The organism is Pullulanibacillus sp. KACC 23026, assembly GCF_029094525.1.
Taxonomy (GTDB): domain Bacteria; phylum Bacillota; class Bacilli; order Bacillales; family Sporolactobacillaceae; genus KACC-23026.
Genome location: NZ_CP119107.1, coordinates 2,419,974 through 2,443,038, shown reverse-complemented (window position 1 = coordinate 2,443,038; position 23,065 = coordinate 2,419,974). Strand labels below are relative to the sequence as shown.

Sequence of the window (23,065 nt, the reverse complement as noted above, 5' to 3'; positions counted from 1 at the left end):
AATTCACACATGTATGAAAGAGTGGTTTTGGCTCGAAAACCTAACTTTTTTGGCACTTTTTGCGCTTGCCCGGACAATCTATTATGAAGGTATTTCCCGCTATAGCACGTTTTTTGATAGCAGTCGATCAAGTCGATGCTGAAGTGCCTCTTGCTCATGCTCCCTCGCATTTCCTTTTAGAGAGACCGTCTTGTCAAAAAACATTTGTGCTTTTTTTGTAAAAAAGAGAGCCTTTTCATAATCTTTTTTTTGATGCTCGTAGTATTTAGCAACCTCTTCAGATAGTTTATAATTGCACGACCAGTCATTTAATACGAGTTGTTCAAACAAATGATGGGCTTTATCTAATAAATGTTCTTTCTTATACGTATAGGCAAGAAGCTCTATCCAATGTGCGTGCTCTTCTTTGTTCATCTGTACCTTTTCCAAATGGGCCTCTAACCAACTGCGTGCTTCACCATAAAATCCTAATTGAAACAGCCAGCGACAGCATTGGTATTGTTCCATCGCTGTCCCCTCGACCTTTTGATGCAGCAGTTTTGATAAGTGAATATAAAGCGTGACTAATGTTAGAATGTCCTCGCAATTGTGTTCGAACACCCCTTCGACTAAAGAGGCTTTCGGGGATTTAAGAAATTGAAAATACAGGAAGGGTGCCATGTGCCCCGGAACATCGAGATCCCGTCCGAGATTAAGTTTTTTTTCTTCAATTGTTGATAATCGGACAGATTCAAGTTCCTGCTTCCAAAGACGACGGGAGGCATGGAGAAGATCAAAATGACCAAAATCAGGGAGCTTTGGCACCCGATCCCTTACAAACTGAACACGCGTCTTTACTCTTGGCCAATCAAACGCTTTGCCATTAAAGGTAACAAGATTGGATAGAGTCTGACAATCTTTAAGAAAGTAATAATAAAAGGCTGTCTCATGGCCAGGGCCGGGAAGAAAATATTGTTTCACTTGAAGATCGCTTCCGATAATTCGACCGGCTCCAAGTAAAAAAATCATGTGGCCAGCTCCAGCTCCAAGTCCTGTCGTCTCTGTATCAAAAAAGAGCAAGTCCTCTGCGGCCAAACCATGTGAAGATAAAGGATGCTGGCTATAGTGTTCTTGCCATAAGTCAACAGCATTATAGATCTCATGAAAAGTATAAAGCCCGTGTTTAGTAGAAAGTGGATACACACTCTCTTTCAGAAGCATCGCTTGATCTTCAAATTCTTTTACCGTCGCGTCAAGCCCCATCGCCGCTTCTTGCAACGCCTCGTTTAATAGAGGTTCTTTTTCAACAGGAGTTGAAGAAGGCAAGTCGTTTACGGCTGCACTTATCTCCGGTGATTCCATTTCGGCGGTGTGCTTTAAATGCTTTTTGTAGCGCTCTAATTGTTTCTTAAGAGACATAATGATTAACTTCCTTTAATTGGGTCACCAGTTTCTTCACTGCTTGCTTAACGTTTTGGTGCAGATTGGCTTCCTCGCTGCCTATACAAGACGGACAGCCCGATTGACAGGAGCAACGATGCAATAAACCTTCAACCGACTCTAGCAACTCAAAGAAATGATCGTACAGCTTTTCACTTAGACCAATGCCGCCTGGATAACGATCATATAAAAACAGTGTCGGCTTATCATTATGAGGTGACTTAATTTTAGGCACAACTTCCAAGTCAACGGGGTCACACATAACAAAAAGCGGTGCAGTTGACTTTAACACCTGTGATAATCCGACGAGAGCTTTGTCAAACAATTCTTTCCCGAATTCATCCATCCAGCTTTGGTCAAAGCTTAACCAAGCCGCTGTTGTGTGCATTTCTTCTTCGGGTAAATGAATCGGTCCCCAACCGATATTGTCATGCGTCTCAAAACGAATTTTTTTGAATAATGTTGCCTTGGCACGTACCGTGACTTCACCATATGCCCGCTCAATACCTGATCCAAGCTCCTGAAGTTTGTCGACATCCAACACGTCTAATTGGACGGCTAAATTTGCATCTGTGTAGTAATTGATATCAACATTCCGAACAAACGCCTTTTTTTCATCCCAATCGAGCTTTTCCACTTGATATTGCTCGCCTTGATGCATATAAATTGCTTCTTCGTGGAGCAATGTCATGGCACTGAAACGGTCCATCTCACCAAGCACTTTTACACGTGATTGTTCGGTTTGATCAATAATAACAACATTTTCTTGCGAGGCCGATCGCAGACTAATATTCGTCGCAGGAAACGCATCATTCATCCAATACCACTTTCCACCTTGAAAATGGAGCACATCCTCATCACTTAAATACGTACAGATATCCACAACCTCTACCCCATCGAAAGTGTCCTCTTCTGAAAAAGGAAGCTCGTAAGCCGCACATTTAATGTGATCGACTAAAATAACAAGGTTATTCGGGTTGATTCGGGCCGATTCAGGGTTCCGTTCAAAGAAGTAATCCGGGTTTTGGATGATGTATTGATCGAGTGGATTAGATGTCGCGACAAGCAGGATAACCGCTTCATCCTTACGCCTGCCTGCCCGGCCTGCCTGCTGCCAAGTACTGGAAACGGAGCCCGGATAGCCCGTCATGATGCATGCTTGAAGCTGACCGATGTCGACTCCAAGTTCAAGAGCATTTGTGCTCACAACCCCTTGTATCTCGCCTGTACGAAGGCCCTTCTCAATCTCCCGCCGCTCAGAAGGTAAATAGCCTCCGCGGTAGGCACGGATAGTCGCCCGGTCCACTCGCCCTACATTCATCGTTTGCAGATAGCTTAACAGAAGCTCAACACGCGTTCGGCTTCGAGCAAAGACAATGGTCTGTATATCGTTTTTCAAAAATCGCTGGGCAAGCTTGCGAACTTCCAAGGCAGCACTTCTACGGATATTCATGACCGGATTAACGACAGGGGGATTATAAAAAATAAAATGCTTTTTCACAGCCGGAGCCCCATTTTTATCAATGAGGGTCATCGTTCGTCCTGTCAGTGCTTCCGCATGCTCTTTAGGATTGGCAATGGTGGCTGACGTACAAATAAAAATAGGATTAGAGCCGTAGTAGTTACAAATGCGTTTAAGGCGTCTTAAGACATTAGCAACGTGGCTACCGAACACACCGCGATAAGTATGCAATTCGTCGATCACCACATAATGGAGATTCTCAAAAAGAGAGACCCATTTCGTATGATGCGGCAAAATGCCTGAATGAAGCATGTCTGGATTGGTCATGACAATATGGCCGGCTACGCGGATCTTTTGACGGATCGCTGCTGGTGTATCTCCGTCATAGGTGTAGCTATTAAGTTGTACACCCATCTCTTCTATGATTTCGTTCATCTCACTTTTTTGATCCTGTGCCAAGGCCTTTGTCGGAAATAAATAAAGCGCACGACGTGTTGGATCATCCAAAATGGTTTGAAGAACAGGCAAGTTATAACAAAGTGTTTTTCCTGATGCTGTTGGTGTGACCGCGACTAAATCTTGTCCAGATGTCGCTGCATCAAACGCTTGACGCTGGTGCGAATAGAGCGATGGAATACCCCGTGTTGTTAAAGCATTTACCAAACGCTCGTCCATCTTTTCAGGAAATGGACGACTCACCGCTTTTTGTTCGGGTAGGGTCTTCCAATAGGCGACATTCGGGTCAGTTTTTAACATCTGTAGTATATCAGCCATGGACTCGCGAACTTTCATAACAAACTCATCCTTTTATTTAAACTATCAATCATCTATTTAACTCGTTAATGCTTCTCTTTTAATAATAGCGAATAAACGTTCGAATAGGAAGGGAAAGGGTTGATCTTTAGCGATAAAATGCGTTTCTTCATGAAGGGAAATTCAGGAATTCTGACGATGGAGGTCTCTTCGTTCCTGTCCGTCCTGCTTTTAGGGTTTATTGGCCGCCTTTTGGGATATGTGGCTAACCTTTTAGGATCTCGGTCACGATTAACGATAAAACGCAGAGACTGCTGTTAGCTCTCTGCGTTCTGCATGATTCTTATCTTATTTCTTTTAACACCTGTTCCCAGTCGGTCGTTGGGCGCTCACACGCGTAATTTTTGCATAAATAATAAGTGGTTTTGTCATCCATTAAGTAAAAGGTTTGAGTCAATGCAGCAACTGATATCAGTTCTTTATGAGTTCCAACAAGAGGAATGATCTCGGGGCAAAACTCAGTCTGGATGCCCTTGAATTCGGGTTGAGCCGCTTCATTCTGAGGGGTCAGCACGACCAGTTCCTTTGTTCCTTGCTTGGCAAGCAGGTAGGTCATCAGGAAAAAGGTATGCCCCATTGGATAACGGTTAACCTCCGCACCGAAACGGTTGAACATTTTATCAACATACATTTCAAAGTCAAGATTTCCTGTCCGTCTAGAAAGCTTTAATAGCATCAGACTGGCTACACTGTTTCCAGAAGGGGTCGCCCCGTCATAAATATCTTTTGGTCGAATAAAAAGCTCCGTACTCTTCGCAGTTAAGAAAAAGCCGTGCCCCTTTTCATCCCAAAAATCTTGAATCATGCCCTTTGCCCACTCTTCCATGTGAGTCAAATACACACTATTAAAGGTTGATTCATAGAGCGCATCACACGCCCAGAGCATCATCGCATAATCGTCTAAATAGCCGTCATATTTGACATCCCCTTGCCGATAGCGGGCTTTCCATTTTCCGTTAACCCACAAATGCTCGTTTAAAAAATTAAAAGCTCTCTCGGCTGCCTGCAAATAATCCTTGTTTTGCGTGGCTTGATAAGCGGTGGCTAATGCCGCAATCATCATGCCGTTCCAGCTTGTCAGAACTTTGTCATCTTTATGTGGATGAATGCGCTTCTCTCTATGTAAAAATAGTTTTTCTCTTGCATTTTCTAAGCGGGCCACAAAATCAGTGACAGATATCTGATATCTTTCCGCTTCCTCATCCAATGAAACACCAATTAAATGAGGAATGCTTGCCCCTTCGAAGTTACCATTTTTAGTGATATCATAAACATCACAATAAAACGCACCCTCTTCATCACCGAGAACTTCTATTACTTCTTCCGGATGCCAGACATAAAATTTACCCTCGACGCCTTCTGAATCGGCATCTTCAGCTGAATAGAAACCGCCCTTTTCATCCGTTAGTTCCCGGGTTACATATTGAAAGATATCATCGACGCTATCGGCATAGGCTGGATTTTTGGTGATTTTATACGCCTCTGAATAAGCGATCATCAAAGTAGCTTGATCATAGAGCATCTTCTCAAAATGTGGAACGAGCCACTCTCTGTCAACTGAATAACGTGAAAAGCCGCCGCCAATATGATCGTGGATGCCGCCCTTTGCTAGGCTTTCCAGTGTTTTTTCTACCATCTGCAGCGCTTCAGGTTCCTTAGAAATTTGAGCATATCGCATCAACCACATGAGTTGATGGGGGGAGGGAAATTTAGGTTCTTGTCCAAACCCACCATATTCAGGATCAAAGGTACTTTTGAAATGCTCATACGTCTGTTCAAGAATGTGCGGGTGGATGGAGGCGGCTTCCTCTCCCGCCTTCTTGAGAGCCGCTATGATCTGATCCCCCGTCCCTTCTATTTTTTCAGGGGTCTCTTGATAGTGATCAGAAAGCGACAAAATCACATCTCTAAAACCAAGCTGCCCATAACGGCTTTCCTTTGGCCAGTAAGTGCCCGCATAAAATGGTTTCTGGTCGGGTGTTAGAAACACGCTGAGCGGCCACCCGCCGTGTCCTGTTAACGCCTGACAAACATTCATATAGACCGAATCAATATCAGGGCGCTCCTCCCTGTCAACTTTAATTGAAATAAATCGTTCATTAAGAAGAGAAGCAATCTCCTCATCCTCAAATGACTCATGAGCCATCACATGACACCAATGGCAAGTCGAATAGCCGATACTCACAAAGACAGGCTTGTTTTCAGCCTTTGCTTTTGCAAAAGCCTCCTCTCCCCACGCATACCAATCCACTGGGTTATGTGCATGTTGGAGTAAATACGGAGACTTCTCATTAATTAATCGGTTTGTATACCTCGGATTCTTTTTGTCTTTAACCATTTTAACACGTCCTTTGTTGGACTTTCCTTAAGTTTTGATCCCCTTTTTTGAACGGCTCCATCAAGCCAGTGAATTTTTGGGGAAGCTTTACTTTTTATTTATTATAACAATAAAAAAGTGACACTTGTCTTTAACTCGTTGTCACTTCTAATATAACCGATTTATGTAGTTTGATTTCTCGATTTCTTTGATTTTACTCCAAAATAATGAGTCATTTCGTCCCTTTCTAATTAATTCATTTTTTTCTAATTTATTTTTCATTGTATCAAACAAGTCATCTATACTAAGCCCATTTTTTGTACGAATTTTAAATAGTGTTGGTATTGACGGAAGTTCCAGTCCATTTTCTATCTTGCGTAGTTCTTCGACATCGATATCAATCAGAGCCGCAAATTCTTCTGTCATGTCAATTTTCCCCCTTCTCTTTTCTCTTAAAACTTCTCCAAGTACAACTCTTATTCGTTCATCTTCGTTCAAATTTATTCCTCCTTTAACATCAGCAATATTTGGTGGGAATTACATTGCGTTCATGAAGACAAAACTAAGGTTAAGGTTATGATTATGTCGATACTAAAGAGCAAATGCTTCAAAGGATGTTTGAAAAAGATTGAAAGGCTATAAGTCAATTAGGTTATCTTAATAAAGGATGGGACACAAACCATGAAAAAACTTTGTGTGCAAATAGAATTATTTTAAACTTCGTGACTGCTTATTAATATTTCTTTAAATTATAGTAAACACCCTCCCACGCCACTTCACAATGTGGACCACTGTGGGTCATTTTTTGTAAATCATATGAGTTTAAATTATAGTTTGGAATGAATTAAGGATAAGGATAAGAATCAGACTCAATTAGCTCTTACTGAGGGATAATTCGAGGTTGTTTAAATCCAAAATAAAACCACTCTTTAAAAGTATGTCTAAACCTAGTAATCCGCTATGTTCATTTGGCAAAATAGATACATCAATCTCAACGCTGCTTATTTTAAAATCCCCAATTTCTATGGAATCCATTTTCTTCGAATAAAAATGGACGTTTCCACCAATCCCATAAGCCTCATAAACTATGTCTCCATTCTCGTAGGAGACACCAATCTCCGACAAAAAATCTGGATTAATCGCAGTGTGAGAAGATCCTGTATCAATGACAACATTATTAATCTCCATAGGTTTCCCCCTGAAAAGTAACTTTTAATGTCGTGGTTATAAGTTGCCCATTGTATTCAATTTTCACGAATTTGCCCAACTCTCAATAAAGGATCTTTTCTAATATGGATAATTAATTCTTCATTAGATGTATGATAGATAATTTCATCTGGAGCCGATTTGAAAAATTCTTGGTTGGCCTCTTCATTCGTCAACGTTTTATTAATCGCTACATCATCCACAATCTTCAAATCACCATCTTGATGAAAATTTAGAATGGAAACACGAACAAATTGATTTGGAAATCTTTCTCTAACCTCTTGCCATTTCATATATATCCCCCTTTCTTTCTCAAAATTATAAGATATTTTCTAGAAAGAATCCATTAATAACAATCCTATTTCAACTCATCTTAACCCCTTATATTTCTATTAAACCTCAAACTTAGCGTGTGTTGTTGAAATTAAATCCATTAAACAGTCAAACCTGTCACCAATGGCAAGTCGAATAGCCGATACTCACAAAGACAGGCTTGTTTTCAACCCCCTCTCCCCATGGAAATCATTCTACAAGGTTATGAGCATGTTGAAGTCAGTTAGGGGATTTTTCGGCAATCAATCTATTAGGGGGGGGTGAATCATTGACATTTCCCTAGATCACCTTTTTTCCATATTTAATGGTTCCATTGTTAGGTTTACCCTAAAAGAGAAAAGACACTAAATAAATTAGTGTCAATTCTTACTTTAATATAGGAGAGGCCCATCATTTATAAATGTACATAGCTTGACTACTTGTTTCTTGTTTGAATTATTTGATTCCGGTTGATAAAAAGTATGCTGTACATTCCCTTACGAACAGGCATTCCGATAAGGAAATACAAATCGATTGGTTCAATATCTTTGCCAATCTCTTGATTTTGAGTATCATTTGTTTCAGTAAATCATTTCGATCATACACAAGATTCTGTCTATTTGAGAATAAAAGATTGCACGGTTACTACTCTTTTATGTTATTTCCATCCAAGTTCAGGTAAAATATCTTGCTGAAGTTCACACATTTCATCAATCATGGCACACGCTTGGTAATAGCTCGGTGCCTGTGGATCTATTAAAATCGCCTGAAGCAATTTCGTTTTGGACTTCTCCAAATAGGCTTCAATTAATAGTTTGTGAATGGTGCCTTGAATGTGAATGGTTCCAATTAAAGCAACAGGAAGTTCCACTTCCATCGCCTTTAACTTAATGCCCTTCCCGTTAGCAATTGCCTGTGTTTCTACGACCATATCATCTGGGAGACCTTTTATGGCGCCATTATTTTGCATATTGACCGCATTAAGTTGAATTTCATCATCAAAATAAATCGCTTCAATAATTGGAATGGCATATTCATTGCTCATTCTGACATTATTTTTATCAAAAACATAAGCTTCTTCAGTCCATACTTCTTGAGTTTTCACACCATCAAACAGTCCTTTATCTATAGTATTTCCACTTGCAGCATAGATAAAGTCTGGTGTTCTAGACTCCTTTTCCCAGAGCTTCTCATGAATGGGATCATATCTGTATTGAAGGGATAAACCTGCATAAAAGTCATCTGCATAACTTATATATTCGCCAATGTGGTTCGTGCCCGGATAGGGATATAAACCGTAAATTTGAAACATAGTTCTAGAAAGTCCAATATGATCAAAGTGGGCTAAACGATTCGCTTGTTTTTCTCTTTCACGAAATAACGGATACAAATCTTCGTTTGTCTTTTTATCCCATATTTTAGTGAAAAACCCAAAGTGATTTAATCCCCCGCCCTCAACGCCAATTTCTTCTCTGTCCATGTCTAGAAATTCAGAAATTTGATCGATTCCCATATCCAGACCATGGCATAAGCCAACAACCTTAATAGAAGTAAGTTTTGAAATAGCCTCAACAAGCTTGGCTTCTGGATTTGTATAATTTATAAACCACGCATCAGGACAGACTTCTTCCATTGTATGAGCAATTTTTAACATCGGGCCCAAATTTCTTAAAGTATGAAACATGGAGCCTGGCCCCCCATTTTCCCCATAGATTTGCTTGCTTCCAAATCGACGTGGAATATGGAAATCTTGAGACCAATAATGATAGCGATTAACTTCAATTGCGACGATTGCAAATTGAGCATCTATTAATGCTTCCCTTAAATCAGTTGACTTCCATATTTTTGCAGAGTGGTTAAATGCCGTAAACATTTCTGTGGCATATTGATAGGTACGATTCAAATTCTCTTCAACGATATCCATTAAAGCGATTTCTAAATCGCAACCTTTAAGCTTTTCAGACAGCACTAAATCCTGCAGAGCCCCTAAAGCAAACGAAATACTACCTGCTCCAACCAAAGCAACTTTTAATTTTCCCACTTTTAAGTTCCCCTTTACCTTAATTTTTAATAGTAATGTAACCTGCGCCGATTATACCCGCATCATGGCCATATTCTGAGATGACGATTCTCACTTTATCTATTAATTGTTTAAACACCTTTCTTTTTGTTCCTTCTATTAACTTCTCGACGAGCCATTGATTATTTAAGATGACCGAACCTCCTAGGACAAAGACTTCCGGGTCGAGGACTTGCATAAGGGAAGCTATAGCGCTTGAAAAATAGTCCACCCACACTTCAACGACTTTAATGGCATCGGCCGTTCCTTTTTTATAGTTTTCAAATAATAATTTGGTTGTCGCATTTTTTCCATATAACTTTTGACTTTCATCTTCCAAAGCTTTTCCACTACAAAGCGATTCTAATGTACCACTATAGAGGGAAAAATGGTTTTTATTTTCATTGGAAATGATCATGCTTCCTACTTCTCCTGCATAACCGTGTGTCCCTCGATAAATAGAATTATTTACGATCAAGCCACCCCCGATACCCGTACTTACTGTGATATAGATGGAATTTCTTGAATTTTTAGCAGCACCGAAATCCGATTCTAACAAGGCAATGACATTTACATCATTTTCAAGGTAGAGATCATATTCTGCAAAATAGGATCTCATTTCGTTTACACTCATATTTTCTAAAAGCGTGAGATTCGTAGAGTCATAGAGTGTTTTTATCCCCTCATTCCATGGAACAGGAAAAGCCATCCCAATTTTCTTTGCTTCCCTGTTAACATCCACTCGTTCAATCATTTGTCTTAAGTACTGAAAGAATTCTTCTTTATTTTTGAACCTGGATGTTGAGGCAGTTTCCTTTTTTACCAACTGCAAATTTCGAGTCATGAATCCCACTCTAATATTTGTCCCCCCAATATCAACTCCTATTATCTTCTCTTCCATTTTGTTAACTCCCCGTAAAATTTATTTGTTTAACTCTTTTGCAGCCGACTGATCTAAAAAGAAATCAATATGTTGGTAACCCAACAATTCCTGTGCCGGCAATTTAGCCTCTGGCTCCTCAAATAGCTGTTTTACCATTCTTGCTTTATGTTCACCTGTTATTACCACAATCACTCTTGAGCTCTCTATTATCTGTTTTAAACCTAATGTAATCCCGTCTGTTAATTCGATTGATTCATCGAAATACTTTTGGGCAACTTCTTTTGTCGTTTCGGACAGTGGAACGACACGGCTTTGGTCCTCCACCGTTGAACCAGGTTCATTTAAACCAATATGACCGTTCATTCCTACCCCCATCAAACTAAACGTTATGGGATTATTAAGAATGAACTGGTCAATTCTTTGACATTCACTTTTTAAATCCTCGGCCTCCCCATTAAAAAATTCAATTTGCTTTTCATTAATATTAATAAGAGAGAATAAATCTTGCTCTAGCATTTGATAGCAACTTCCCTTTGCATGGCGCGGTATACCAACCCATTCATCTAAACTTACAATTTTCAATTTATCTAATAACGGGCGATCAACTAAATTTTGTGCAAACTGGAAGTAGCTCTTCTGCGGTGTACTGCCAGATGCCAAACAGAAAACTGGATTATTTTTCGTTTGCAATTGCACTTTCATTTCTTTAGCGATTTCTTGCGCAATTATTTCCTCATTTTCATAAATTTTCAGCACGGAATCTTCTCCCTTAATTCATTATTCAGATATGATTTTGGACATCTCTTTCTGCAATTGCAGAATGCAACACCAACCTCTGTTGAGTGGTTAGATAGATTTACTAAAAGGGTAGGTCCCCAGCCTGTAAATTTGTTAATGTACAATGTGGCATTTCCTAGGATCTTTATTCCAAAACCAAAATTATTGTTTTTCTATTAAAAATGACATGGTCACTTTCTGAAAAACTAAATATAATTTTTCACAGGTTTCTTACGTTACATATAATTGAAATGAAAACTATCTGTTATTATGCTCTGCTCCATTTCCTCTTTGAAAGAAAAACTACAAAAAGATCCTCATCTGAATACCTTTAGACAAGCAACTGCTTCTTTATCTGCAAAAACGGTTACTTTAGGATGAGTCTTTAAAACTGATGCTGGAAAACTTTCATCAACTTTACCATTTAAGAGTGCGTGAAGGGCATTGCTTTTGGATTCACCCGATACCAGTAGAAGAATTTCTCTGCTTTTCATGATGGTTCCAATTCCCATTGTGATCGCACGCGTAGGTACCTCTTCTACACTATTAAAAAAACGAGAGTTTGCCTCTCTAGTGGACGAGGTTAATTCCACTACATGAGTTTTTGAATTAAAGGATGTTCCCGGTTCGTTAAATCCAATATGTCCATTGTTACCTATTCCAAGAATCTGCAAATCAATTCCACGGTGTTCGGAAATTAAGTTTTCATACCTTATGCATTCTTGTTCCAAATCCTGGACGTCTCCATGCGGGATATTAGTCTGACTTAATGGGATGTCAATTTGATTGAACAAATTATGATTCATATAATGACGGTAGCTACTCGGGTCATCACCTGTAAGCCCGACATATTCATCTAAATTAAAGGTCGTGACCCATTGATAGGAAGTTCCATTTTTCTTGTGATCGGCAATTAAGGTGTTATAAATCCCAAGAGGTGTTCCGCCCGTTGCCAGTCCAAGTTTTAATCTTGGATTTTCACATACCTTTGTGATTATATAATCGGCGGCCATTTTACACATGGTTTTATAATCGATTGCTTCTATAATTTTCAAAATATACTCCTCCTTTAGAATAGGCTAGTTTTCCGCGGTAAAATAAATGTATGATCACCTTGTCATCTTCATCAGCCATACAATGTCTGCATTCTTGCTAGCGGAAAAGCTACATTAACGTTCATAAGAATTAAGTATCATTTGACTAAATAACCACGTCTCTCCTTATAATTGAAACCAAACAATTCTTAATTAGGCTTATGCCTGATTGCGTGCTTCTGTCTCAAACTCCAATCGATACATTGATTTTCGAGAAAACAGAAGAAATAAGAAAGTCGCCAATAATCCAACAGCGCTCATGACCCAATAAAGGAACTGAGCGCCTTGATTTTCTATAATCAAACCTCCGACGAGATTTCCTATAATTCCAGCGAGCCCACTTGCTGCACCAAAAAGTGCTTGCGACGTTGATTTTGCACGCTTAGGAGCCATTTGGCTAATTATTTCGACCGCTGCACTATAATAAAAAGCAAAGGCTAAGCCATCAAGTGTCTGTAAACAAATGACTATTCCAACCGGTGGAGCGAAGCCCATAAACAAATATTTAAGCGAATAGGCCAATGTACCTGTTAAGAGCATTGAAAACAACCCCATTTTTTCTCTTACTTTTGCAGAAAGCCAAAAGAGAGGAATTTCAATACAAGCAGCAACTGTGAAATTCCAACCCACAAGATTAATGGGATAGTGCATTTTTTGAAAATAGATCGGGAGATAACTGAAGTTAATGTTGACAATGGATGAGATCAAAATACTTATTAAAATGAATAAGGCAAGAGATCTATTCGTTAAAACCTCAGACAAACTCTCTTTTCCAAACGCCGAACGTCTTTTTGGGGCTTCAAATTTCGGGAAAATAAACATTAAAATAAAAACTAGGATCGAAAAAGCCGCATAAATGGTAAAACTGTACTGGTACCCGACATTACTGTATACATAGCCTACTATTGCTGTAATGATTGCAAATCCGAAAGCTCCCCAAAGACGAACCTGACCATATGAAAATGCAAATTGTGGTCCTTTTTCAACTGAAATAGAGTCCATAATTGGTCCAATTGGGCTTACAATAAAAGAAAATAAACTGGCAATAATCAACGTGAGTACAAAGTATTGTTTTAAGAAAAAACCAAAAGACACCAGCGCCGATAGGAAGGTGGTAACTTTTAATACCGTTCGATAATCCTTTGCAGAGTCATTAATCGCGCCAAAAATAGGCTGACCAATTATTCCCGCTAAAGAAATGATTGCAAGAACGACCCCAATTTGGCCCCCGTCATAACCCTTTTGATGCAAAAACAAACTCGTAAAAGGCATAAAAGCCCCTTCAGCCAAATAAAAAATTAAATAAAACAGTGAGACTTTTAATTTCAAAGCCTCTCCCCCCATCTCAATCTCTTTACACTAAAATCACAACAAGTTAACCTTAATAATAGAGGTCAACTTTTCCTAGATATTTAATTTATTGAGGTGGGAAGGCTCACTTTGCCTTCACCTTATAAACAAATCCACGAACCAAACGCCATGAATTCAACCACGATTGGATTCCTCTTTTAGAAAAAAGTCCTCTTGGCTGGTGAGCATTGTCCCCCTTACAGCTATAAAACTCTTTTAATCATAAAAGTCTTACAGGTTGACCGATCCTCGCCGACTCATATGCTGCAAAAGCAACCTCTGCAGCTTTTAGACCGTCGTAACCGGTAATCGAGGGTGTTCTCTTTGTTCTAATGCAATCTATGAAATCGGATACCAGACCAAAGTCATACCCTTCTCCCCACATATGTGCAGCATGATGAAGATTTTTGTTGCGGTAGACATCGATATGTTGAGCGAGAGCGTCTGCATACACAGACCCCTTAGTTCCAACAATTTTCAGGGTTACATCACCCCAAGCCGAAAAACTTACGGGTCTTGACCAACTTGGATCATGACTTGCGATCACACCATTTTCGAATTCAAACGTCAATAATCCGCAGTCATCCGTTAGAATATTTGAATACTTTGTATCCACCTCTGCAAAGACTTCTTTAACTTCACTTTGTAATACCCAACGCATAATGTCGATAATATGAACGGTGTGATCAAGTACGGCACCTCCGCCGGAAAGGGCAGGATCGATAAACCATCCCCCAGGATTGCGTCCGTGGTTGGTCCCGCGCATGGCTCGAATCGTTCCAATTTTTCCTTCTTGAATAATCTGCCTCAATCTAGCCATTGGAGGAGAATAACGGACAGGAAAAGCAATTTGCAGCAGGACATTATATTTTTCACATGTATCAATCATAAGTTGGGCATCCTCAACGTTCGTTGCGATTGGCTTTTCACATAAAATATGTTTTTCTGCTTGGGCACAAGCCATTACATGTTCTTTGTGCTTACTGTTCTCACTGCAAACAATCACGGCATCAAGACTCTCATCTTGGAGGAAGTCATCTATATTAGAGAAATACTTGGCTCCAAATTCGGCTGCATAGTTTTCACCGCGAGAAAACTCTTCGTCGTAGACACTGAGTAGTTCAATATTCTTTAACTGACGTAAAACTTGAGCATAGCTGTAGGCGTGCATATGAGCAAAGCTTAGAATGCCAACTCTTATCATAATGTTACCGCCTTTCCTGTCTTAGCAGATTCAATTGATGCGAAACTGAGACGCAGTGCTTCCAAAGCATCATTTGGAGTCACACGTGCTGTTTCACCAGTTTCAATGCAATGAATAAAATTCTCTAATTCTAGTTGATAAGGCCTTTTAAACATAGGGCTTTCAGGAACAGCAACGCCTTCTGCGTTCCATGAATTTTCTTGTTTCAGTGAAATCTGGAGCGGTTTTTCCTTTCGACTATCATGTTGAAGAAGACCTTCAGAACCTGCAATATCATACTCTGTGTGAAAGTCATCGACATCTGACCAGCTTCCTTCAACATTTGCTATAACACCGTTTTTAAAACGAATACTTGTAAGTGCGTAATCCATATCAGGCAACGCCTTGGTATAAACCCTTTCTGCCTTACCGAACGTCCATTGCAGAAAATCAAAATCATGGATCATGAGGTCCAAAATGACACCACCGCTTCGAGCTGTATCCGCATACCAATTTTCGAAGGTGGCCTTTGGAAAAGGTCCGCCGCGGAAGAAACGAACGGTTCCTACTTTGCCAATTTCACCATCGAGAATCAATTGGCGTGCGTTTTCGAATTCCGGGAAAAAGCGAACCACATGCCCGACAAATAGGCGAACGCTTTGTGATTTACAATGCTCAATCATCTCACATGCGTCTTCTATACTTCTCGCCAATGGTTTTTCACAAATGACATGCTTCTTGGCATTTGCAGCTTGAATAACATAGTTTTTATGCAAATAAGTAGGCACACAAACGTCGACGACATCAACTTCAGTTTGTTCCAGCGCCTCATCAAGAGAAGAAAAATATAAAATATTATACTTTTGTGCAAATGGGCGACCGAGGTCTTCACGAATATCGACGACACCGACAAGTTCAACATTAGTCATATTTGTATAGGCATCCGTATGGGTGTGTGCCATGGTGCCAGAACCGATTACAACAATTTTCATAAAAACCTCTCCTCAATTTGGTCAGTCTATATCCTTTATGTTATAAACACGTCTTGCACTTAGAAAAAATCACTTTGCCAAAGGATACCATTTTGTGGTGGGAATAATTTTTGAATGATCGAATTGTTTCTCAATTTTTGGTTTTCTGTGGCTTGATAGCCTTGCGTTAACAACTCAAAAAATTCCTTTTTTGTGACAAGTATTCTTTCATCGTAGTCGTAGTTATGACCTGTTACTTCGACTTTATTTCTATTTAGTACAACACAGTCCTCTTCGCATCTGAAGACTATTTTTTTATCGTTCGGCATTCTTTCGTTAAATACGGGTTCTAGCTTATGCATTAAATTTTGAAAATCAAAGAATCTCCACATGTGTGTCCCTTCTTCAATTTTCTCTCTGTTTTGCGTTAAAATGTGATCGTTTGGAAGCATTATAGTAAAGTCGTTTAGACAATAGGCGCTTGCACAAAACTGGTGAAAAAGTTTCGTCATATACATCTCCGCACCAGGGAGGTAACATGCTTCTAGAACACTCGTTTTTCCTTTTTTATTTTCGAACCGTAAGTAGGCCTTTATTTCTCGATCCTCTTTAATCACACAAAAATTTTCTTTGGTTTCCCCTCTCCAAGCGATCTGATCCTTCCAATATTGTGAAGAACGAATGCAGCTATTTGTTTTTTCACGATTGTATTCTTGATACACTTTTTGGATCATTTCCATGTCATCGTCTTTAGCAAATAACAGATCCGATTCGATCTTAGGTAACTTTTTAGCTTGATAGGCGACATTTTTTACTTTTTTATAGCCAACCTCTTCATAAAATTTTGTTCCAATTCCACTAAATAATAGTGACAGGTCATATTTGTTTTGGTGCATCCAAAGATTCTGGGCATGCAAGATTTCCTGGGCGTATCCTTTCCCGCGATACAACCGATTAGTGGCGACGCTTCCGATTCCTCCTACAAGGAGTTTTTCCTTTCCGATGCGCATTTCATAGGGGAAAATTTGAACCGAAGAAGCAATATCGTTATCAACTTTTGCAATCCACGTTGTAGTTAACTTGTAACTGGAATCCTTATTTAAGCGATTCGCGAAAAAATCTCTTGTTTCGTTTCCTTGGAAAACTTGACCCCATAAGTCATAACATTTTTCAAGTTCTTCTTTATCTCTAATTTGTCTAATGGTGACCATGTAACTCCTCCTAATAAGAAAAGCCCTTCCGGGCCCTTCTTAAAATTGTGGCAAATACGGCTTATGTGCTTTCAGTAAATCATCAAGGACTGCTTTGGCAACTTTTGCACTTGTAACCAATGGGTGAACGGTAAGTGCTTGTAGGGCTGTCCCGTAGTCACCACTAACAGCCGCTTCAACGGTTAATGACTCGTACGCTTTGACGACCTGAATTAATCCTTTAATCTGATTAGGTATCTCTGAGCGAATTTGCACAGGTGTTGCACCTTCGGAATTAATAATACAATTTGCTTCAATCGATGCTGTATCGGGTAAGAAATCAAGCAAACCATTGTTTTGAATGTTGACAACTTGCTGATCGTTGCGGTTGTTATAAATGGAATCAATCAAGTTTACCGCTGCGGTAGAATAATAAGCGCCACCGCGTTGTTCCAATTGCTTTGGTTTTTCTTTAAGATTAGGGTCTTTATAAATCTCGAACAGTTCTCCTTCAAGCTTCTTCACTACTTCAGCGCGACTTCCTGTTGTTTTCGCAGCCTGAAGTTCTTCCGCAAGCATATCATCCGTCATATAGAAATAACGAAGATAACTGCAAGGAAGAGCCCCCATCGAACGAAGAAATTCTTCACCCCATTGGAAGTCAGGAATATTTTTCATGGTTAACCCTTTTTCACTGGATGCTTTTCCAAGAATCACAGGTAAAAGGTCTTCGCCTTCAACTAAAATCTTTGTTGCCCAATTGAGGTGGTTAAGTCCTACCCATTCCAAACCGATTTTCGAGGCTTCAACACCTAGAAGTTTCCCAATTTGCATTTGTGTACCTATCGGTAAATTACAAAGCCCGACGGATTTCACTTTGCTGTGATTTAAGACAGCTTCGGTGTTAATACCAGCTGGATTTGTAAAGTTAAACATCCACGCATCTGGAGAAAGTTCTTCAATATCACGGGCAATATCGAGAAGTACAGGAATGGTACGCAGCGCTTTTGCAAAGCCACCGGCTCCTGTAGTTTCTTGGCCGATAATGCTATATTTAAGGGGAATTGATTCGTCCTTTGCACGCGCATCTAATAGTCCAACTCGAAGTTGTGTGGTGACAAAGTCCGCACCTTCAATCGCTTCTCGTCTGTTCAGTGTGGGTACGACTTTAATAGGTAAACCAGACTCTTCAACCATCCGTTTTGCGAGTGCTGCTGTAATTTCAAGCTTGTGCCGTCCTTCTTCGATGTCTACCAAATATAATTCACGAACTGGCAATTCATGATAGCGTTGAATAAATCCTTCTACAATTTCTGGTGTATAAGAAGAGCCGCCTCCAATTACTGCAACTTTCAAACTGTCTTTTTTCATAGTTCGTAACCCCCGTATGATTCAAATTTGTTTTCGATCTCACGGTCAACTTGAATGTTAAGATGATCCATTGCCAAAAGAACAGAGCCGTAAACAGGTTCCATTTTCGGGATAACGAAGTGAAAGTTTTGGTTTTCTCTTCGAATTGTATCCTCTAATTCTTTCAGTAAATATTTGTTTTTACCTTTTTGAACAACAGATCCAACAAGAACAATAGGAATATCGATGTTATTAAATCCCCCAAGGTGATAGATCACCGAATTGGCAGCGATGCCAAGTTCTCGTCCGACAGATTTAAGAATCCCGATAGATACCAGATCTCCCTCGTCTGCAGCGTTGTGAAGAAGTTTACACATATCTAAATTCGTTTGGTAGAGGTCGTTGTCATAATAATAATCAAGAACCTCTCCCATTTCCTTCATCTTATAATAATCAGCGATCTTTTTTCGCAGACTAGTTTTGGGACCTCGTCGTTCGAAATCACGGCATGCTGCTCGAAAAGCTTCTTGCGCTAAATAACTTCCACCCGCTGTATCACCAAATAAATACCCAAACCCTCCGATTTGTTTGGTTTCACCAAATGGATTTCTACCTGCTGCGTTCGTACCGCTTCCGCAGACCAACACAACTCCAATATTTTCACGGCTGGCTGTGCGCAGCCCCTCATAGGTGTCGCATACTACATCCCAAGCTTTAAAACCAAGTTCTTTAAGTGCTGGACGAAGGATGCTGAAGTCCTTTTCGCGATCGGCACCCGCAAGCCCAAATTGAGCAAATTCTATGTCGGCAATCGATAGATTTGCTTCTTGAAGTGCCACATCGATCGCAGAACGGTAATTGGAAAGAACCCCATTGATTCCTACTTTTTGGTTTTGATAATTCCCATGTCCTGCCGTCCCTTTACCTAAAAGGTTGCCTTTTTCGTCAACAACGGCGACGAAGGTTTTACTTCCTCCACCGTCAAGTCCTAGAATATACGTCACATAATCACCCCTTTACTGCTCCAGCCGTTACGCCAGTAACGATCCAGCGATAACAAATCATGGATAAAATGACAAACGGGATGGTCGCAACAACTCCTGCCGCACACATCAGTCCCCAAGGCAAGCTGTGTTTACCCACAAGTTCTGCGATAAAAAGTGGAACTGTTTTTGAGGCATATGTACTGGTAAAGGCATTCGCAAACATGAATTCGTCAAAATTATTTAACACACTAAAAATAAAAGTAGCTGCAAGTCCTGGTAAGGAGAGTGGAAGAATAATACGGATCATGGTGCCCCAAAGACCACACCCATCAATATATGCCGCCTCTTCAAGTTCTTTCGGTGCTGCCGAAAAATAACCTGTGACCATCCACACGACGTAAGGAATCGTACCCGAGGCGTAAGATATAATGAGCGCCCACGGCGTGTTTAGCAAAGGACCAGTTAATTGGATGGAATAGTGTGTAAATGGAATTGGAATCCCAAAACCATTACGAAACATCATATAAAGCGGTACAACAATGCTGACAGTGGGAAGCACTTGCATTGACAATATTGCGAATAACCCGGTCATCCGGAAAGGGAATTTAATTCTGGCAAACGCATAGGCTGCCATAGAGCCAAAAATAAGCGCTATGATCGTCGTTAAAATCGAAGCTTCGAGACTGTTTCTCATCGCTTGGATCAGCTCTAAAGCATAACTATCCTTTGGACTGAATAATTGCCGATAATTAGATAGTGTTGGATGTTGCGGAAATAAGTGACCCGCATTGATCTCAACTTGATTAGAAAATGATGTTGTGACCAAATAAACATAGGGTAATACTGAGAAGAGAAACAATAGAATTAATCCAATCCACATGTAGCCGCGCGGGATAATATCTGTAGCACTTCTCTGTATTTTTTTCATATTACCACCTCACGCTTCCTCCATATTCTTTTTCAGAATACGGATATAGTAAATAATGATTCCGATAATAAAGAGGGTGCTAAACCACGCCATTGCAGACGCTTTTCCTAAATAAAAATACCGAAATGCATTGTTAAATGTCAGATAAGTGACCGAAGTGGTGTCACTGCCTGTAAATTCAGTTAAGATATCGTATACGCGGAACGCGCCCATGATACGCAATACTACAGCAACAATGATCGCAGGCTTTAACTGAGGAATTGTAATTAACCAAATTTTCTTCCAGAATCCAGCTCCATCAATCATTGCCGCTTCATACATTTCCCCTGAAATAGGTTGCAAACCGGCAAGCATTAAAAGGGTCATAAAAGGGGTCATTTTCCAAATATCAGCAATACCTGCAAAAAAGACAGATCCTGTAACCGTTGCGAGCCATACGGGATTACTGTTTTGAGGTAATAAATGAAGGGCGTGAAGGACAATTTGAATCGCACCTCCGTTAGAACCTGGCTGAAGCATAGTATCCCAAAGCAAACCATTGACCATCGTCAAAATCGCCCAAGGAATAATGATTGAAGCACGAAAGAGTGTTCTTCCTCTAAAGTTTTGATTCAAGAGTAATGCACAAAAGAAACCGAGAATCGTTTCCATCGTACAAGTGAAAAGTGTAAACCAAATCGCATTCCATAAAGAATACCAAAATTGTCCGTCTGTTAAAATTTGAATATAATTTTTAAATCCAACAAATTTTATAGGAGAACCATCGAGCAAATCGTAGTGCAAGAAACTCCAATACAACGATTGAAAGATCGGATAGATAAAAATCGCTAACAGAAAAACGGCTGTTGGGATGAGAAGCATGTAGGCAAAATACCATTTTTTCCTCTCTTGTTTAGAAGTTTTTCGCATAGTAACCTCCAAAAACAGATGAGGTGCCAACTATCTCGGCACACTCGTCTATATTTATTTAATTATCCGTTTGCCTGTTTAATTGCTTGTTCGATTTGGGAGTTTGCATCGTCTAAACCTGCTTTTGGTGTCATTTGTCCCATGATGACTTTGTGCAGATCAGCAGATAAAATATCAGACCAGTTAACATATCCAGGTGCGTTTGGTCGGTTGAATGCATAATTGAATTGATTTTCGATTGGTCCCATTGTGTTTGTTGGGTCCGCTGCTTTAAATTTCGGATCGCTGTAATCAGCCTGAATAGTTGGATATTGTCCGTTTTCTTTAAACTCAGGATATTGGTAGTCATTTGATGCAATAAATTCTAAGAATTCCAGCGCTGCTTGTTTATGCTGGCTGCTTTGAAGCAGAGCTACACCTTCAGAGCCTGTAACAGCTGACGACTTAACATTGCCTTCACCAGGAAGCAGGCCAAGAGAAGTTTCACCAACAACTTGCGATTGTGACTTTGTATTGAGCATTGGGTACATCCCTTCCCAGTTAGTCATCATCGCAATTTTGCCAGAAGCAAATGCATTTTGTACTTGTGTTTCATTCCACTGGAGACTCGCAGGATCGATCGTGCCGCTCTTATAAAGTGTTTGCATCATTTGCAAAGCTTTTACACCGCCAGGACTGTTAAACTCTGGCGTTCCTTGATTGTTGAAGAAGGTGCCGCCGTATGCTCCAAGGAATCCGACATAATCACATGTTAGAGACTCTGCCTGCTCCCAGGACCAGCCCGATGCATAGACATTCTTGCTGCCAAGCTTCGATTGAATAATCTTAGAATCTTTCAAAAATTCATCGTATGTTTTAGGTGGATTATTTGGATCTAACCCAGCTTCTTTAAACATTGTCTTATTCCAATAAAAGTGCTTCGTACTTGAGAACCAAGGTACCCCCATAATATCTCCGTTGTAGCTAACGGATGTCAGGGATGAAGGTGTAAACTCTTTTTGCACACTCTTAGGGATGATGTTCTTCAAGTTTACGGCGATATTTCCTTTATCATATTGCCCAGCCCAAATCGTATCCATTTCTGTAAGGTCAATGCTATGCGAATTGCTTTGCACATTGGTCATTACTTTGTTGTAGACACTGTTATAATCAACGCTGAGGTTATTAACCTTAATTCCCGTTTTTTTGGTGAATTGCGCTTCAAGTTTTTTGCTTAGCTTTTCTGCTGTCGGCGAGCTGACATTCCAAAGGATTGTAATTGTCTGTCCCTTTAGCTTCGGATTTTCTTTGACATTTGACCAATTCTGCCATTTCAATTCTGAATTGCTGGTTTTTGTTCCTACAGAGTTACTGCTAGTGCTAGAACTATTATTAGTTACGGCGCATCCTGAAAGTGCAAATATGAGGCTTGTTGCAACTACTAATAATTTTGATCCTTGTTTCTTTTTCATGTATAAACACCTCCAAATTTTTCTATCGCTAGTTTGCTAATTCCCTCTTGAATATTTGCATTCTTACACCTTCCCATTTGCTACTTACCACCCCCTTTAATGAATGAATTAATTAAATTTTTGAGACTGATATTTTTAAAAATATTACCTATATTTATGCAAATCCAACACTTCGTTAGTTTTTCTTACAACCTTTTTAATCCCAGTGGAAAAACTAAGATTAAGTTGAATTGCAACAGTCACTACTTTAGACAGCGCTTACAATTTGTTTTTTTAATTTATTTCATTTTTCTATTACTCATAAAAAGTAAAATAAAACCGCAATTATAGAAGGTAAAGCTTTATTTTTTTCATCTGTAGAGTTTTTTGGATTTTCAAATCCATTTGACCTTTCTAGACCATTAG

19 protein-coding genes and 1 pseudogene are annotated in these 23,065 nt (G+C 39.8%); all 20 read right to left on the bottom strand.

What is annotated here, in order from left to right:
- Positions 1-99: 99 nt before the first annotated feature.
- The gene (locus PU629_RS11350; protein WP_275280183.1) at positions 100-1,398 is read right to left on the bottom strand and encodes a ribonuclease H-like domain-containing protein; all 1,299 of its coding nucleotides are present in this window, start codon (positions 1,396-1,398) and stop codon (positions 100-102) included.
- Positions 1,388-3,673: a DEAD/DEAH box helicase gene (locus tag PU629_RS11345; protein ID WP_275280181.1), complete on the bottom strand. Its 2,286-nt coding sequence runs from the start codon at positions 3,671-3,673 to the stop codon at positions 1,388-1,390. Before PU629_RS11345 ends, PU629_RS11350 begins: the two co-directional genes overlap by 11 nt.
- A gap of 304 nt (positions 3,674-3,977) precedes the next feature.
- Positions 3,978-6,032: a thioredoxin domain-containing protein gene (locus PU629_RS11340; RefSeq protein WP_275280180.1), complete on the bottom strand. Its 2,055-nt coding sequence runs from the start codon at positions 6,030-6,032 to the stop codon at positions 3,978-3,980.
- A 147-nt stretch (positions 6,033-6,179) separates the two neighbouring features.
- Complete coding sequence (locus PU629_RS11335) at positions 6,180-6,509, bottom strand: helix-turn-helix domain-containing protein (RefSeq protein ID WP_275280179.1); 330 nt, start codon at positions 6,507-6,509, stop codon at positions 6,180-6,182.
- 375 nt (positions 6,510-6,884) lie between these two features.
- Positions 6,885-7,199 (bottom strand): retropepsin-like aspartic protease, encoded by a 315-nt coding sequence (locus PU629_RS11330; protein ID WP_275280178.1) that lies wholly within the window; start codon positions 7,197-7,199, stop codon positions 6,885-6,887.
- A 56-nt stretch (positions 7,200-7,255) separates the two neighbouring features.
- Positions 7,256-7,510: a hypothetical protein gene (locus PU629_RS11325; RefSeq protein ID WP_275280177.1), complete on the bottom strand. Its 255-nt coding sequence runs from the start codon at positions 7,508-7,510 to the stop codon at positions 7,256-7,258.
- Positions 7,511-7,670: 160 nt separating this feature from the next.
- Positions 7,671-7,796: pseudogene (locus PU629_RS22600) on the bottom strand (DUF255 domain-containing protein); the annotation flags it as partial.
- A 391-nt stretch (positions 7,797-8,187) separates the two neighbouring features.
- Entirely contained in the window at positions 8,188-9,570 is a 1,383-nt protein-coding gene (locus PU629_RS11320) for a family 4 glycosyl hydrolase (RefSeq protein ID WP_275280176.1), read from the bottom strand.
- Positions 9,571-9,589: 19 nt separating this feature from the next.
- On the bottom strand, positions 9,590-10,489 hold the full coding sequence (locus tag PU629_RS11315; protein WP_275280175.1) for an ROK family protein: 900 nt from the start codon (positions 10,487-10,489) through the stop codon (positions 9,590-9,592).
- A gap of 21 nt (positions 10,490-10,510) precedes the next feature.
- Positions 10,511-11,227 carry a 6-phosphogluconolactonase gene (locus PU629_RS11310; protein WP_275280174.1) on the bottom strand — a complete coding sequence of 239 codons (717 nt, stop codon included), beginning with the start codon at positions 11,225-11,227 and terminating at the stop codon, positions 10,511-10,513.
- A gap of 338 nt (positions 11,228-11,565) precedes the next feature.
- Positions 11,566-12,303, bottom strand: coding sequence for a glucosamine-6-phosphate deaminase (nagB, locus tag PU629_RS11305; protein WP_275280173.1), 738 nt, complete (start codon positions 12,301-12,303; stop codon positions 11,566-11,568).
- Between the two features lie 198 nt (positions 12,304-12,501).
- Positions 12,502-13,671, bottom strand: a complete 1,170-nt coding sequence (locus PU629_RS11300; protein WP_275280172.1) for an MFS transporter — start codon at positions 13,669-13,671, stop codon at positions 12,502-12,504.
- Positions 13,672-13,912: 241 nt separating this feature from the next.
- Positions 13,913-14,893: a Gfo/Idh/MocA family protein gene (locus PU629_RS11295; protein WP_275284403.1), complete on the bottom strand. Its 981-nt coding sequence runs from the start codon at positions 14,891-14,893 to the stop codon at positions 13,913-13,915.
- Positions 14,893-15,867, bottom strand: a complete 975-nt coding sequence (locus PU629_RS11290; protein WP_275280171.1) for a Gfo/Idh/MocA family protein — start codon at positions 15,865-15,867, stop codon at positions 14,893-14,895. Before PU629_RS11290 ends, PU629_RS11295 begins: the two co-directional genes overlap by 1 nt.
- A gap of 59 nt (positions 15,868-15,926) precedes the next feature.
- Entirely contained in the window at positions 15,927-17,057 is a 1,131-nt protein-coding gene (locus PU629_RS11285; RefSeq protein WP_275280170.1) for a GNAT family N-acetyltransferase, read from the bottom strand.
- Positions 17,058-17,096: 39 nt separating this feature from the next.
- A complete protein-coding gene (locus PU629_RS11280) occupies positions 17,097-18,407 on the bottom strand; it encodes a 6-phospho-beta-glucosidase (protein ID WP_275280169.1) in 1,311 nt (436 codons plus the stop codon).
- Positions 18,404-19,390 carry an N-acetylglucosamine kinase gene (locus tag PU629_RS11275; RefSeq protein ID WP_275280168.1) on the bottom strand — a complete coding sequence of 329 codons (987 nt, stop codon included), beginning with the start codon at positions 19,388-19,390 and terminating at the stop codon, positions 18,404-18,406. The genes PU629_RS11280 and PU629_RS11275 overlap by 4 nt, the downstream gene beginning before the upstream one ends.
- Before the next feature lie 4 nt (positions 19,391-19,394).
- On the bottom strand, positions 19,395-20,300 hold the full coding sequence (locus tag PU629_RS11270; RefSeq protein WP_275280167.1) for a carbohydrate ABC transporter permease: 906 nt from the start codon (positions 20,298-20,300) through the stop codon (positions 19,395-19,397).
- 9 nt (positions 20,301-20,309) lie between these two features.
- Complete coding sequence (locus PU629_RS11265) at positions 20,310-21,209, bottom strand: carbohydrate ABC transporter permease (RefSeq protein ID WP_275280166.1); 900 nt, start codon at positions 21,207-21,209, stop codon at positions 20,310-20,312.
- Positions 21,210-21,271: 62 nt separating this feature from the next.
- Entirely contained in the window at positions 21,272-22,660 is a 1,389-nt protein-coding gene (locus tag PU629_RS11260) for an ABC transporter substrate-binding protein (RefSeq protein WP_275280165.1), read from the bottom strand.
- Between the last annotated feature and the right edge of the window lie 405 nt (positions 22,661-23,065).